This is a genomic window from Xanthomonas sp. NCPPB 1068 (assembly GCF_041479385.2).
Taxonomy (GTDB): Bacteria; Pseudomonadota; Gammaproteobacteria; order Xanthomonadales; family Xanthomonadaceae; genus Xanthomonas; species Xanthomonas cannabis.
On sequence record NZ_CM192986.1, the window covers coordinates 3,040,664 to 3,053,102 of the forward strand.

Genomic DNA, 12,439 nt, shown 5'->3' on the forward strand with positions numbered 1-12,439 from the left:
GCGTCCGCGCTGCGCGGTGGCGTCCGGCTCACAACATATTCATCGACCTCCCAACACGCTCTTGCCACAGACAAGGAGATCCCATGCGTACCACCCTCAAGCCGTTGTTGCTGGCCCTGTCCATCGCCGCCGGAACCGCCATGACCGCCCACGCCCAGACTGCCCCGAGCTACACCATTCCCAACGACGGCACCCTGCTCAACGTGTCGGCCGAGGCCGAGGCCAAGCGCGTGCCGGACATCGCCACGCTGTCCGCCGGCGTTGTCACCCAGGCCGCCGACGGCAACGCCGCCATGCGCCAGAACGCCGAGCAGATGAGCAAGGTCATGAGCGCCGTGAAGGCGGCCGGCATCGCCGACAAGGACGTGCAGACCAGCGGCATCAACCTGAGCCCGCAATACACCTACAAGGAGAATGAGGCGCCCAAGATCAACGGCTACCAGGCCAGCAACACGGTCAGCCTCAAGGTCCGCGACATCGCCAAGCTCGGCAAGGTGCTCGACGCCCTGGTCGCTCACGGCGCCAACGACATCAATGGCCCCAGCTTCTCGATCGACCAACCCGAACCGGTGTACGACGAAGCCCGCGTCGCCGCACTGAAGAAGGCGCAGACCCGCGCCGAGACCTACGCCAAATCGCTGGGTCTGAAGGTGCGCCGCATCGTCAGCATTTCCGAAGGCCGCAGTGGCGGCGGCGTGCGCCCGATGATGATGGCCGCCTCGATGCGCTCGGCCAAGGCCGAAATGGACACCCCGGTGGCCCCGGGCGAAAGCACGCTCTCGATCAATCTGGACGTGACATTCGAGCTCGGTCGCTGAGAAAACGGACTCCCGCCAATCGCCGTTCCTCGCTGCCCTCTTCGGAGGGCAGTGTCGTTTGTGGAGTGTCGGAACGGATCACGTGGGGCGAGAAACGACGCGGCAGCCCGGCACCAATCAAGTGCCGCTTAAAACTTTGAGGCGGGTAACTTACAAGTGCCCAATATCACACTTCTCAAAATGAATAGGCGGATTTTGGTGTTTGTGCTTAAAGAAACATGAAATTTAGAGAAATCATTCTTTAAGCAGGCTCTACAGCTCTCTAGCATCAATGGTCAGCGTACCGTCATATTCGTGATGGCGCTCCTCTGGAGAGAGACGATGACCCGCTACCCTGTCTTGAAGCACCCCTTGAATCCACCGTCGCGCATGCGCTACGGCCGCATCAGCGTGCTTGCACTTGCACTGTGTGGTGCGGTGGGTGTCATGGTCACCGGCACTGCAGCCGCGCAGAGCACCACCGCCGGCATTTACGGAAGCGCACCGGCAGGCGCCGGCGCCACCGTCACCGCACAGAGCGACAGCGGGTTCACACGGACAGCGACTGTCGACGCCAACGGCCGCTACGCCATCGGCAATCTTCCAGTGGGTACGTACACGGTCACCCTGCAGCGCGAGGGCCAGGCGGCGGAGACACGCAAGAACATCGCGCTGCGCGTCGGCGCGGGTACCGATGTGTCGTTCGGCGTTGGCGCCTCCGGCGATGCCGCCACCCTGGGCACCATTACCGTGACCGGCAAGAACATCTCGCCGGTGGATGTGTCGGCCACCGCCTCGCGCACGGTGATTACCACCGAACAGCTGCAGCGCTTGCCGCTGGCACGCTCAGGCGAAGCGATTGCGCTGCTGTCGCCCGGAGCCGTGCAGGGCAGCGGCTACTTCGGCAATGCGATCTCGTTCGGCGGCGCGGGTGTGACCGAAAACGCGTATTACCTCAACGGCTATCTGAGCTCCAATCCGCTTTCCAACATCGGTGGCGTCACCCTGCCATTCGGCGCCATCGATCAGCAGGAAACCTACACCGGCGGTTACAGCGCGCGCTACGGTCGCTCGGCCGGCGGTGTGCTCAGCCAGCTGGGCAAGCGCGGCACCAACGAGTGGCATTTTGGCGCGCAGGTCTTGTGGCGCCCCAAGTCGCTATCCAGCACGGACAAAAACGTGTTGTATCCCGATACCGCGCCGCCCGACGGTTACGAGTACAGCGACCCCACCCTGCCAGGCACGCTTTACCGCAGCCGAAAGGATGACACCTTCTGGAATACGGTCTACAGCGTGTATGGCGGCGGCCCGTTGATCGAGGACCGCCTGTTCGTGTTCGTTGCCGCCGAGCAGGAGCGCAGCGAAGGCGTTTCCACTGCGCGCCGGGACGACCCGGTCATCGGCCGCAACAACTATCGCATCGACGAGCCCAAGGTCTACGCCAAGATCGACTGGAATATCAACGACAGCAACCTGCTCGAACTGACCGGCGTCAAGAACAATTACCGCGAAGGCGGTGCTTACAGCGATTTCAACGGATATCAGGGAGTCGACGGCGACGCCAACGGTGCGTTCGCCGATACGGTCAAGGTCAACGACCGCTATTACATCGGCAAATACACCAGCTATATCACCGACGATCTGACCTTGAGCGCCACCTACGGTAAAAGCCGGCAGACCGACTTCCGCAACAACCCAAGCACCGCGCCGCTGCTGAGCAGCACGAATCTGCAAGATCCGGCCATCACCGGCGGCAGCGAGATTCGCAACAACCAGACATCCAGCCAGGCACGCGATGGCGAGAATACGACGCGCGGGCTGCGCATCGACCTGGAATATGTGCTGGGCAGCCACACGCTGACCGCGGGCGTAGACAACATGTATTTCAACGCCCGCAATGAGGGCGTCATCACCACCGGCCCAGGCTTTCGCTGGATCTACGGCCGCTCTTCGCGCCCCACCTCGCCCATCAGCGCCGCGCTGGGCGTCGGGCCGGCCGGCGGCAACGGGTATTACGCCTATCGCTCGGTCTTCAATACCGCCACCAGCATGTCGGTGCAACAAAAAGCCTATTTCCTCGAAGACAAGTGGCAGCTCAACGATACGCTGCTGCTGACGCTGGGGATTCGCAACGACAAGTTCACCAACTTCAACGACGTCGGCGCGCCCTATGTCACCAGTGGCGACCAGTGGGCGCCGCGCCTGGGATTGAGCTGGGATGTGTTCGGCGACTCCTCGCTCAAGGTCTACGGCAACGCCGGCCGCTACTACCTGGCCTTGCCCAATAGCGTGGCCATCCGCGGTGCCTCGCCGTCCACCTTTACGCGCGAGTACTTCACCTACACCGGCATAGACGCCCAGGGCACGCCCACCGGCCTGACACCCGTGGCCGTGGACCCGAGCGCAGGCTTTGCGTGCTCCGGCAATATCGTCTCCTCCAACCTGGAATGCGGCCAGGCACCGGATGCGGCAGGCATCGCCGCGAGCGATCTCAAATCGATGTACCAGGACGAGTTCATGCTCGGCTTCGACAAGACCCTGGGCGAGAGCTGGGTCACCGGCGCCAAGGCCACCTACCGCACACTGGGCGCCACCATCGACGATGTCTGCGATGCGGACCGGATGCGTACCAAGTTGACCGCCTCCGGCATCGACCCGAGCACCGTCAACGTGCCCGGCTGCATCATCTTCAATCCGGGCGAAACCAACTCCTTCAGTCTGGCCAACCTCGATGGGTCCGGCCGCACCTCGGTGTCGATGTCGCCCTCGGACTGGGGCTTCGACAAGAAGGCCAAACGCACCTACCTGGCGGTGGACCTGTTCCTGCAGCATCCGTTCGACGGCAAGTGGGAAGGCCGTATCGATTACACCTGGTCGCGCAACTTCGGCAACACCGAAGGCCAGATCAAATCCGATATCGGCCAGACCGATGTCTCCAAGACGCAGGACTGGGATGCTGCCGCGCTGATGTGGTACTCGGGTGGCTACCTGGCCAACGATCGGCGTCACCAGATCAAGATCTACGGCTCCTACCAGATCGCGCCCGAGTGGCTGATTGCGGGCAATATCCGTGTGCTGTCCGGTACGCCGAAATCCTGCCTGGGCTATGTCAGCATCAATGGCATCAGCGAGGATTCCGATGCCGGCGATCCGGTGGGCTACGGTTCGTCGTACCACACCTGCAACGGCCAGCCGTCGCGTCCCGGCGATGCCGGCCGGTTGCCCTGGACCAAGATCGTCGACCTGGGTCTGACCTACCGCCCTGCCTTTGCCGACAACAAGTTTGCGGTGACCCTGCAGGCCTTCAACATCTTCAATGAGCGCAAGCCGCTGCAGGTTGATTCCACCTGGGAAGACGACACGTTCACGCTGTCCAACACCTACAACATGGGCCGGTTTTTCACCCAGCCGCGCTACGCCATGTTCTCGGTGTCTTACGACTACTGACGCCCTCTCCCGTCACTGTCGTTTCCCCGGCCCTGCAAGGGCCGGGCTTTTCTGCCAAAACGCCCAGCTTCGGTTGGGCGTTTTCAGTGGCGACACGATCGAAGCAGGCACCCTCGAAGAAAGCCGGCGGATCGACGCCGCGACCTCGATGGAGTGCATCCGCAGGCCCGTGCCGATCCGTTGCGTCAGACGAACGTCTGCGCCGTGCTTGTGCCGGTGCGCGCGCTGCGGTAAACCTACGCTACCGGATGGTGTATGGCGTCCGGGCCGCGCTGGTCCTTTCCGCAGTTCCGTTCTGGAGGTGGATGATGGTTCGCACGCAATCGCAGGTTTCTTCCCGTCCCCTTGGCATCGACAGCTCGCGCGTCCTGGCGATGAGCACCGCCGTGGCGTTGCACCTTCTGGCCGGTGGCCTGTTGTTGATTCCGCTCTCGCATCGGGCGATTCCGCAGCAGACCGTGCCGAAGGAGCGGTGGCTTATGCCGATGAGTATTCCAACCCCGCCGCCACCGGTGGTGTTTCCAGTCAACGTGACGTTCAAGCCGAAAACACATTCGCCCACCAAAACGCTAACGGTACCGGTGCAGACCGCGGTGGTCAGTCAGGAGCCCGTTGTCGATAACCCAGCGTTTGCCGTTCCGGCAACGGTCTCCGACGTGGTCGCAGAAGGCACCCCCACGACAACTGCGCCCAGCGGGCCGATCGAAGCAGGCCAATTGCAGTATTTGAGTTCGCCAGCGCCGAGCTACCCGGCGGCCGCATTGCGGGTCGGCCAGCAAGGTACGGTGATGCTGCGCGTGCTGGTCGGCACCGATGGACGCCCGACCGAAGTGAGCGTGCAGACCAGCAGCGGCCATCGGGTGCTGGATCTGGCCGCACGCAGTCAGGTGCTACGCAGCTGGCGCTTCCAGCCGGCCATGCAGAACGGCCAGGCGGTGCAGGCCTACGGCCTGGTGCCGGTGAGTTTTTCGTTGAATTGATGAGTGGTCGAATGCGGTGGCCCGGGCATCGGGTCACCGTCTTCGATGCGCTGCGCAGGCATCGGTCCATCCCTCCTTCGCAAGGTCATGGTCTGGATCTAGCCAAGGCAGAGCACCGCGAAGGCACAGATCCTGGCGACAAAGCAGCGATCGAGACGTCGATGACGCGCGCGTAGCAGGCCCCTCCGGTCCCAGCGCTAGCGTCATGTCCAACGCCGCGACGGCGCGCGACGCGGCCTACCTGGCAGCCAGTAGATAGCTGTGACCGGCAATCCGGCGTACGGTCAAATGGAGACGCGAGACCGGGAATCGGGATGTAAGGCCGAGCGCAATCAGGTTCGGTAGCCATTCCTGCACCGGCCAACCGCTGGCAGTCTGCCTCAGCCAGGCACCGTTACAGCCATGCCCAGAGCCACCACGCGCCTGCCACTTATGCGCGGTGATACGGATGATTGGCCAGCATCGCCGCGGCGCGATACAGCTGCTCGGCGACGATCAGGCGCACCAGCATGTGCGGCAGCGTGAGCGGACCGATCGACCAGCTTTCGTTGGCGCTCTTCAAGACCTCGGCCGCATGCCCCTCCGGGCCGCCGATCAGAAACGCCAGATCGCGGCCCTGCCCGCGCCAATGTTCCATGCGCTGGGCCAGCTGTTCGGAACTGAGCGGGCGCCCCGGCACATCGAGCGCCACCACGTAAGCATTTTTCGGAAGCGCGGCAAGCACACGGCGGCCTTCGTCGTCGGTGGCGCGTTGCGCGTCGCGCCCCTTGCCACGCAGGCCGGGTTCGATCTCGACCAGCTCCAGCGGCATCCAGTGCGACAGACGCTTTTGATATTCGGCAAAACCTTGCGCCACCCAGGCTGGTGCGCGCTCGCCGGTGGCGATGAGTCGGCATTTCATGGCGACATGATATCCGCGTCACAGCCTGGGCAGTCCGTGCCGATGTGTCGCTGCGTGTCATGGTGTCGTTACAGCCGGCAATTAGTGTCGCCCGACCACCCAGCCCCGCAGGAGTCGTTCGATGCCGATTTTCGATCCCGCCCGCCGCCAGGTTCTCAAGGGCAGTGCTGCCGTCATGGCCGCTGGCGCCCTTGGCAGCCTGAGTGCGCTGCAATCGCGCCAGGCCCAGGCCGCCACCTCGCCGTCGTCGCGGCTTGCGCCGGTTCCCAGCCGCTACGGTCCGCTCGCCCCGGTGGCCGACCAGAGCACCGGCTTGCCATTGCTGCAATTGCCACGCGGTTTCAGCTACCGCTCGTTCGGCTGGAGCGGCGACCGCATGGACGACGGGCAGCCCTGCCCCGACCGCCACGACGGCATGGCCGTGGTCGGCCTGCGCCGGCCCGACTGGCGCCCGGGCAGCGATCCGCTGCGCGGCCTGGAATACGTGCTGATCCGCAACCACGAACGCGGCGCCACCACGCCGTTCCGCGCGCCGGCGATGTACGACACCGGCATCGTCAGCGGCACCCAGCAGGCCGGCGGCGGCACCACCACGCTGAGTTACGGCCGGCGCGGCTGGGGCAGCCTGGAGCCCAGCCTGGGCGGCACCCTGGTCAACTGCGCCGGCGGCCCGACCCCCTGGGGCACCTGGCTGAGCTGCGAAGAAATCAAGACCAACGCGGTGTCCAGCACCGGTCGCAAGCATGGCTACGTGTTCGAAGTGGACCCCGACAGCCATCGCACCACCGGCCGCCCGTTGGTAGGCCTGGGCCGTTTCAGCCACGAAGCGGTGGCGATCGACCCGCGCACCGGCATCGTCTATCTCACCGAAGACGACCGCAACAAGGCCGGCCTGTATCGCTTCATCCCCAACGACCGGCGCGGCCGCAACGGTTCGCTGGAAAACGGCGGCCGGCTGCAGGCCGCACGCGTGCGCGGGCGTCGCAATGCCGACCTGACCGTGGCCAGCATCGGCCAGCAGTTCCAGCTGGAGTGGGTGGATATCGCCGAGCCCGATCTGGACAGCATCGCCGCACCGGCCGGCTTTGCCGACATCGGCGCCAACGACACCTTGAGCGGGCCGTTCGCGCAGGCCTGGGCCGATGGCGCACTGCGCATGAGCCGCGGCGAAGGCATCTGGTACAGCTACGGCAAGATGTTCATCGTCGACACCAGCACCGGTGTGGATGCGCAGGGCCGCCGCGGTTACGGCAATGGCGCGGTGTGGGTGCTGGACCTGTTTACCCAGCGCCTGAGCGCTCTATTCGTCAGCGGCAACCAGCTGGCCGCGCATAACCCGGACAACGTGACGGTCAGCGCGCGCGGCGGCGTGGTGCTGTGCGAAGACGGCGGCGAAAGCCCGGACGAATACGGTCCCGGCGCACGCTTGTTGGGCCTGACCCGCAACGGCGAATCGTTTTATCTTGCGAAGAACAACGTGCAGCTGACCTCGCAGCAGATCGCCGATGCCGGCAAGACCATTGCCGAAGGCGACTACCGCGACACCGAGTTCTGCGGTGCGTGCTGGGACCCGTTGGCGCGCACCTTGTTCGTCAACATCCAGACCCCCGGCATCACCCTGGCGATCACCGGGCCGTGGGAACGCGGCCCGTTGTAAACGTCGCGGTGGGCACGCGCGATCATGGCCGGTCGTGAACGACCGGCCATGATTTGCCAGTCATTGGCGGAAAGCGGCTGTCGGCGGTTGGCGTTGGCCAGCCGCCTTGCGATGACTGCTGTATGCGCGTCTCATGAGCGTGTTGCAAAAACCAGCGATGCCGGGCGGACAAGGTGCTGTGTCCGGCATCACTCAGCTGAGCTGCGGTATCGGCCGACTTCCGCTGGTTGGCGGATACGCGCCCGTCAGAACCAGGGTGCGTCGGGCATGCCCGCCATGGCGCGCTGCAGCTTGAGCCAGCGCTTGAACGCCGAGGGGTCGGCGAGCTCGCGCAGGCTGTGCTGGGCATCCCACAGATCCTCTTCGACATCGCGCTTGAGTTGCGCCATCAACCGAGACAGCCGCTCGGGCTTGGGACGCGATGGCAGCTCCAGCCCGTACTCCTGGCAGAACTGCATCGCCTGCTGCGCAACCTGCTGTTGCAACGCCTTGCACTGCCGATCCAGTTCGCGGTTGTAGTCCTGCAACCGTGCCGGGCTCATTGCGTCCACGCCTTGCGCATCCAGCAGGCCGATCTCTGCCTGCAATTCGAGCAGGCCCAGCAGATCGCCGGCCTTGTAGGCGGCATTGAGCCGCTGCATCAGGATGGTGCGCGATGCGTGATCGTCGCTGTCCTTGGCGCGGTCGGGATGCAGATTGCCGGCCAGCTTGCGGTATAGCTCGCGCAGCGGAGGCGGTTCGGCACTACCGGCCACCGCTTTCTTTTCGGCGCGCGTGCGACGTTGCGTCTCGCGTTGCTGTTGCTGCGCGTGTTCCTGCTGCAAGCGCTCGCTGACGCGTTCGTAGAGCTCCTCGGGCGAATCGATGCCATCCAGTTCGTCGGCATCCAGCCCGTAGGCTTCGCCAAGAATCTGCTTCATCAACGCGTCGGATTCGGACACTTCCTGCGCATAGCTCACCGCGCTATGGCGATCGTAAATCGGCCGCAGCGCCTCGTGCCCGGCCTCGATCAACGGGCCGGAGATATCGCACACCAGCTCGGACAGGAACTGCCGTTCGGCCTTGCCCAACTTGATGGCGACAGACGCGCGATCGAGTTGTTCGACCAGGGCAACGTCGGCCTCGCGGCGGAGGTCGAACAAGGGCTGTAGTTCGCCGTGATAGCGCTCGCGCCACTGGGCGAGCGCTACCTGCCAGGCCTGCAATTGGGACCGGTGGCCCTGCAGATCGTGCAGCAGCCGGTCGAAGCGTTTGCGCGCCGGCGATAGCGGCGGACCGTTCGCCTGCGCTGGCTGGCCGCGCAGTTGCCGCAATGCCTGCGAATCAGGCGAGGCCGGCGATACGCGGGCTTTTTTCGGCATGCCGGGCGTTGTCAGTCTTCGACTGCGCCGGACTCGTCCGCATCGGAGGGACGCTGGTCGCCTACCGTCCACAGACGTTCCAGTGCGTAGAACTCGCGCACGCGCGGCAGCATCACATGCACCACCACATCGCCCAGGTCCACCAGCACCCACTCGGCTTCGCGCTCGCCTTCCACGCCCAGCGGCATCACATCCAGGCGCTTGGCGAACTTGACCACTTCGTCGGCGATCGATTTGACGTGGCGGGTCGAGGTGCCGGAGGCGATCACCATGTAATCGCAGACGCTGGACTTGCCGCGCACATCGATCTCGACCACGTCCTTGGCTTTCAGTTCCTCGACGGCTTCGCGCACGGTGGCCAACAGGGCCGGCACCGACGGCGGCGGATTCGGAAGGGAGGTCTTGATGACTTGGGCTTGGCTGGTCAAAGCGGCGACTCGATGGAATTGGCGTGAATTATAGGCCGGTCCGGGCGGACGCGTGTTCAGCTAGCCGGCCGGGCGCTGCCATACAGGCCTTCGCGCTGGATCATTCCGGCCACCGGCGGCGGCACCAGCGCCTGCCAGGCGCCGCCTGCAGCAATCCGGGAGCGCACCGCGCTGGCCGATTCGCCGCGCAACGGCTGATGCAGCAGATACAGGCGGCCCGCCGGCGCCGCGACCAGGTCGTCGGCGCTGGCGACCCAGCGGCCCTGCACCGCCGCAGCCAGCTGCGGCGCTTCGGCCAGCTCCAGCGCGGTGCCCGGACGTGCGGCCACCACGAAGTGCGCCAGCCCGAACAAGGCCTCCCACTCGTGCCAATGCTCAAGCCCGACAAAGGCATCGGCGCCGAGCAGCCAGGCGATCGGCGCGCCGGGGCCAAGTTCGGCACGTAGGTCGCGCAAGGTGTCCACGGTGTAGGACGGCGCACCGCTAAGCGCGGCGCGCTGCAGTTCGCGGGTATCCAGCAGCAACCCCGGGCGATCGGCAAGCGCCAGCTCCAGCATGCGCGCGCGCTGCGCGGCGGTGGCGCCGGGCGCCGGGCGGTGCGGTGGATCGGCCGCCGGGATCAGCTGCACGCGCGTCTGCAGCTCGTCGCGCGCCGCACAGGCGATCGCGAGATGGCCCAGGTGGATCGGGTCGAAGGTGCCGCCGTAGTAGAGGTGGAGCCGGGACTCGGGACCCGGGACCCGGGACCCGGGAGAGCCGGTTGCAAGGCTGGGCTGCACAAGGTGATCGGAATGCGCTCGCTGCCCTTGTCCTTCCCGGGACCCGGGTCCCGGGTCCCGGGTCCCGGCTCTCCCGGCCTTCACGCCAGCAATCTCACCGCACGCGCTTCGGCGACCGCCACCAGCAGGCGTTCCAGGCCGACCCAGGCATCGCCGTCGGCGCGCCCCTTGGCCATGCGGTCGACCAGGCCGGCCTCGGCGACAAAACGCTCCCAGCGGCGCGGTTCGGGGTGGCGCTGCAGCGCGCGCTTGAACGGGGCCTGGCGGGCTTCCCAGATGCCTTGCGATTTCATCTCGGCGGCGAGGTTGCCGCCGTTGGCCTGCACCTTGGCCAGCGCGGCGGTGCGCAACAGTTCCTTGATCAGGATCGGCATCAGCGCGGCCACTGCCTCGCCTTCGGCGCGCAACCCGGCCAGCATGCGGACTACCGCAACCGGCTGGCCGGAGAAGGTCGTTTCTGCCAGGCGGAACACGTCGTAACGCGCGGCATCGGCCACCAGCGATTCCATCGCCTCCAGATCCAGTGTCTTGCCGTCGGCCAGCAGGGCGAGCTTGTCGATTTCCTGCGCGGCGGCCAGCAGATTGCCTTCCACCCGCTCGCTCAGCCGCTGCACGGCAGCCGCGTCGGCACGCAGGCCGTGTGCACGCAGGCGGCGCTCGATCCAGTCGGACAATTCGTGCGGCTTGATCGCCCAGGCCACCGCGATGGTGCCGATGCGGCCCACGGCCTCGGCCCACTTGCCCTGGTGCGCCTTGCTCCAGTCGTTGGCGGTGATCAGCAGCACCACGTCCGGCGGCGGATTGGCGCAGAAACGGGTGATGACCTCGGCGCCGTCCTTGCCGGGCTTGCCGCTGGGCAGGCGCACCTCGACCAGACGGCGCGGGCTGAACAGGCTGGGCGCGTTGAAGCTGGCGTCCAGCTGGTTCCAGTCGAAATCACGACCGTCGGCATCGAACACCTCGCGCTCGCCGATGCCTTCGGCGCGCGCGCGCGCACGAATGGCGTCGGCGGCTTCGAGCACACGCAAGGTTTCCGGGCCGGCGATCAGATAGGCCGGCTGCAAGGGCTGGCTGGACTGGCCGGCCAGCTGTTCTGGGCGAAGTTCCATGGGCTACGACCGCGCGTGCAGACCGGCAGCGACCAGGCGCCGCTGGCGCGTCATGGCCCGCGAAGTCAGCAGTCGCGCCGCCGCCAGCGCGCGAGCCGGCGCCAGTCGGCGGTACCCGCCTGGCCACTGCGTCGTCGTATCGATACCCACGCGCTCAGTTGTTCGACGTCGGCGCCGGTGGCAGCGATGCCGGCACGCTCGACTCGGGCGTGGACGGCTGCACCGGCGGCGTGGTGGCCTGCGGCAACGGCGCGGTCGGGGTGCTCTCCAGACTTTCGCCACGCTGGATACGCGCACGCACCACGCTGTCGATGCGACGCAGGATCGATGCGGACATGTCCTTGCGCAGTTCGTCGGCCAGGATCTCGCGCTCGGTGGCGGTACCGGTGGCATCCACCGGTGGCGACACGTAGTCGCGCGAGAGCTCGATCACCTGCTGCGGCACCAGCACAGCCCCGTTGGCCGTGGTGACGGTGAAGATGGCGGCATAGCGCAGGCTGTATTCCTGGGCACGGCCCTGACTGTCGATGGCGATCGGCAGGTCGCCCCAACGCTCGGACAGCACCTGCACCTGCGCAAAGCCGGTCTTGGCATCTTCATCGGCCAGCGTGGCGCCAGCCGCCTTGAGGCCGCGCCGCAGCAACTTGGCCAGTTCGCTGTACTGCACTGCAGACTGCACCTTCACTGCCGGGGTGTCGGGCGGCAACGCAAGCGAATTGCGCAAATGGAAGCCGCAGGCGGTGAGGCTGGAGACCAGCACGAGGGACGCAGCGAAGGCAGTAGGAAATCGAATCATGGGCACAGTCTGGATGAGCGCCCCGGCGGCGGCAACAGGCGGCTAGCCTGACGCAGCACGCGTGAACGGGGCTTGATAAGCGCCGCAACTGATTGCGGCGCCAAGAAATGAAAACCGCGTCGCCACGCGGCACTGCAATGAGTGCCACGAACCACCGAGGCAACCCTGGCGTGCGGTTGCCGAG

10 protein-coding genes are annotated in these 12,439 nt (G+C 65.9%); 4 read left to right on the forward strand and 6 right to left on the reverse strand.

The features are described from left to right. Positions 1-83 precede the first annotated feature (83 nt). The 3 genes from ACCQ12_RS12905 (at position 84) to ACCQ12_RS12915 (ending at position 5,224) form a co-directional block, all read left to right on the forward strand. A complete protein-coding gene (locus tag ACCQ12_RS12905; RefSeq protein WP_166751470.1) occupies positions 84-818 on the forward strand; it encodes an SIMPL domain-containing protein in 735 nt (244 codons plus the stop codon). A 321-nt stretch (positions 819-1,139) separates the two neighbouring features. Continuing rightward, entirely contained in the window at positions 1,140-4,244 is a 3,105-nt protein-coding gene (locus ACCQ12_RS12910) for a TonB-dependent receptor domain-containing protein (RefSeq protein ID WP_372381892.1), read from the forward strand. 305 nt (positions 4,245-4,549) lie between these two features. Beyond that, positions 4,550-5,224 carry an energy transducer TonB gene (locus ACCQ12_RS12915; RefSeq protein ID WP_506191662.1) on the forward strand — a complete coding sequence of 225 codons (675 nt, stop codon included), beginning with the start codon at positions 4,550-4,552 and terminating at the stop codon, positions 5,222-5,224. A gap of 430 nt (positions 5,225-5,654) precedes the next feature. Here ACCQ12_RS12915 and rlmH read toward each other — a convergent pair whose 3' ends face one another. Continuing rightward, entirely contained in the window at positions 5,655-6,125 is a 471-nt protein-coding gene (rlmH, locus tag ACCQ12_RS12920; protein ID WP_184439090.1) for a 23S rRNA (pseudouridine(1915)-N(3))-methyltransferase RlmH, read from the reverse strand. Between the two features lie 121 nt (positions 6,126-6,246). On the opposite strand from rlmH, the gene ACCQ12_RS12925 reads away from it, so the two are divergent. Then, positions 6,247-7,782: an alkaline phosphatase PhoX gene (locus tag ACCQ12_RS12925; protein WP_047695702.1), complete on the forward strand. Its 1,536-nt coding sequence runs from the start codon at positions 6,247-6,249 to the stop codon at positions 7,780-7,782. A 245-nt stretch (positions 7,783-8,027) separates the two neighbouring features. Here ACCQ12_RS12925 and ACCQ12_RS12930 read toward each other — a convergent pair whose 3' ends face one another. The 5 genes from ACCQ12_RS12930 to ACCQ12_RS12950 all read right to left on the reverse strand — a co-directional run bounded on the left by ACCQ12_RS12930 (position 8,028) and on the right by ACCQ12_RS12950 (position 12,255). Next, complete coding sequence (locus ACCQ12_RS12930) at positions 8,028-9,143, reverse strand: J domain-containing protein (RefSeq protein ID WP_372381893.1); 1,116 nt, start codon at positions 9,141-9,143, stop codon at positions 8,028-8,030. An 11-nt stretch (positions 9,144-9,154) separates the two neighbouring features. Beyond that, the gene (gene rsfS / locus ACCQ12_RS12935; RefSeq protein WP_047695700.1) at positions 9,155-9,571 is read right to left on the reverse strand and encodes a ribosome silencing factor; all 417 of its coding nucleotides are present in this window, start codon (positions 9,569-9,571) and stop codon (positions 9,155-9,157) included. 56 nt (positions 9,572-9,627) lie between these two features. Next, positions 9,628-10,434: a nicotinate-nucleotide adenylyltransferase gene (gene nadD, locus ACCQ12_RS12940; protein WP_372381894.1), complete on the reverse strand. Its 807-nt coding sequence runs from the start codon at positions 10,432-10,434 to the stop codon at positions 9,628-9,630. Continuing rightward, a complete protein-coding gene (holA, locus tag ACCQ12_RS12945; RefSeq protein WP_047695698.1) occupies positions 10,431-11,459 on the reverse strand; it encodes a DNA polymerase III subunit delta in 1,029 nt (342 codons plus the stop codon). Before holA ends, nadD begins: the two co-directional genes overlap by 4 nt. A gap of 154 nt (positions 11,460-11,613) precedes the next feature. After that, the gene (locus tag ACCQ12_RS12950) at positions 11,614-12,255 is read right to left on the reverse strand and encodes an LPS-assembly lipoprotein LptE (protein WP_047695697.1); all 642 of its coding nucleotides are present in this window, start codon (positions 12,253-12,255) and stop codon (positions 11,614-11,616) included. Positions 12,256-12,439: the final 184 nt, after the last annotated feature.

Coding starts and splice junctions, on each gene's coding strand:
- ACCQ12_RS12910 (WP_372381892.1), top strand. CDS start 1,140: ATGACCCGCTACCCTGTCTTGAAGCACCCCTTGAATCCACCGTCGCGC.
- ACCQ12_RS12930 (WP_372381893.1), bottom strand. CDS start 9,143: ATGCCGAAAAAAGCCCGCGTATCGCCGGCCTCGCCTGATTCGCAGGCA.
- holA (WP_047695698.1), bottom strand. CDS start 11,459: ATGGAACTTCGCCCAGAACAGCTGGCCGGCCAGTCCAGCCAGCCCTTG.
- rlmH (WP_184439090.1), bottom strand. CDS start 6,125: ATGAAATGCCGACTCATCGCCACCGGCGAGCGCGCACCAGCCTGGGTG.
- ACCQ12_RS12905 (WP_166751470.1), top strand. CDS start 84: ATGCGTACCACCCTCAAGCCGTTGTTGCTGGCCCTGTCCATCGCCGCC.
- ACCQ12_RS12925 (WP_047695702.1), top strand. CDS start 6,247: ATGCCGATTTTCGATCCCGCCCGCCGCCAGGTTCTCAAGGGCAGTGCT.
- ACCQ12_RS12915 (WP_506191662.1), top strand. CDS start 4,550: ATGATGGTTCGCACGCAATCGCAGGTTTCTTCCCGTCCCCTTGGCATC.
- ACCQ12_RS12950 (WP_047695697.1), bottom strand. CDS start 12,255: ATGATTCGATTTCCTACTGCCTTCGCTGCGTCCCTCGTGCTGGTCTCC.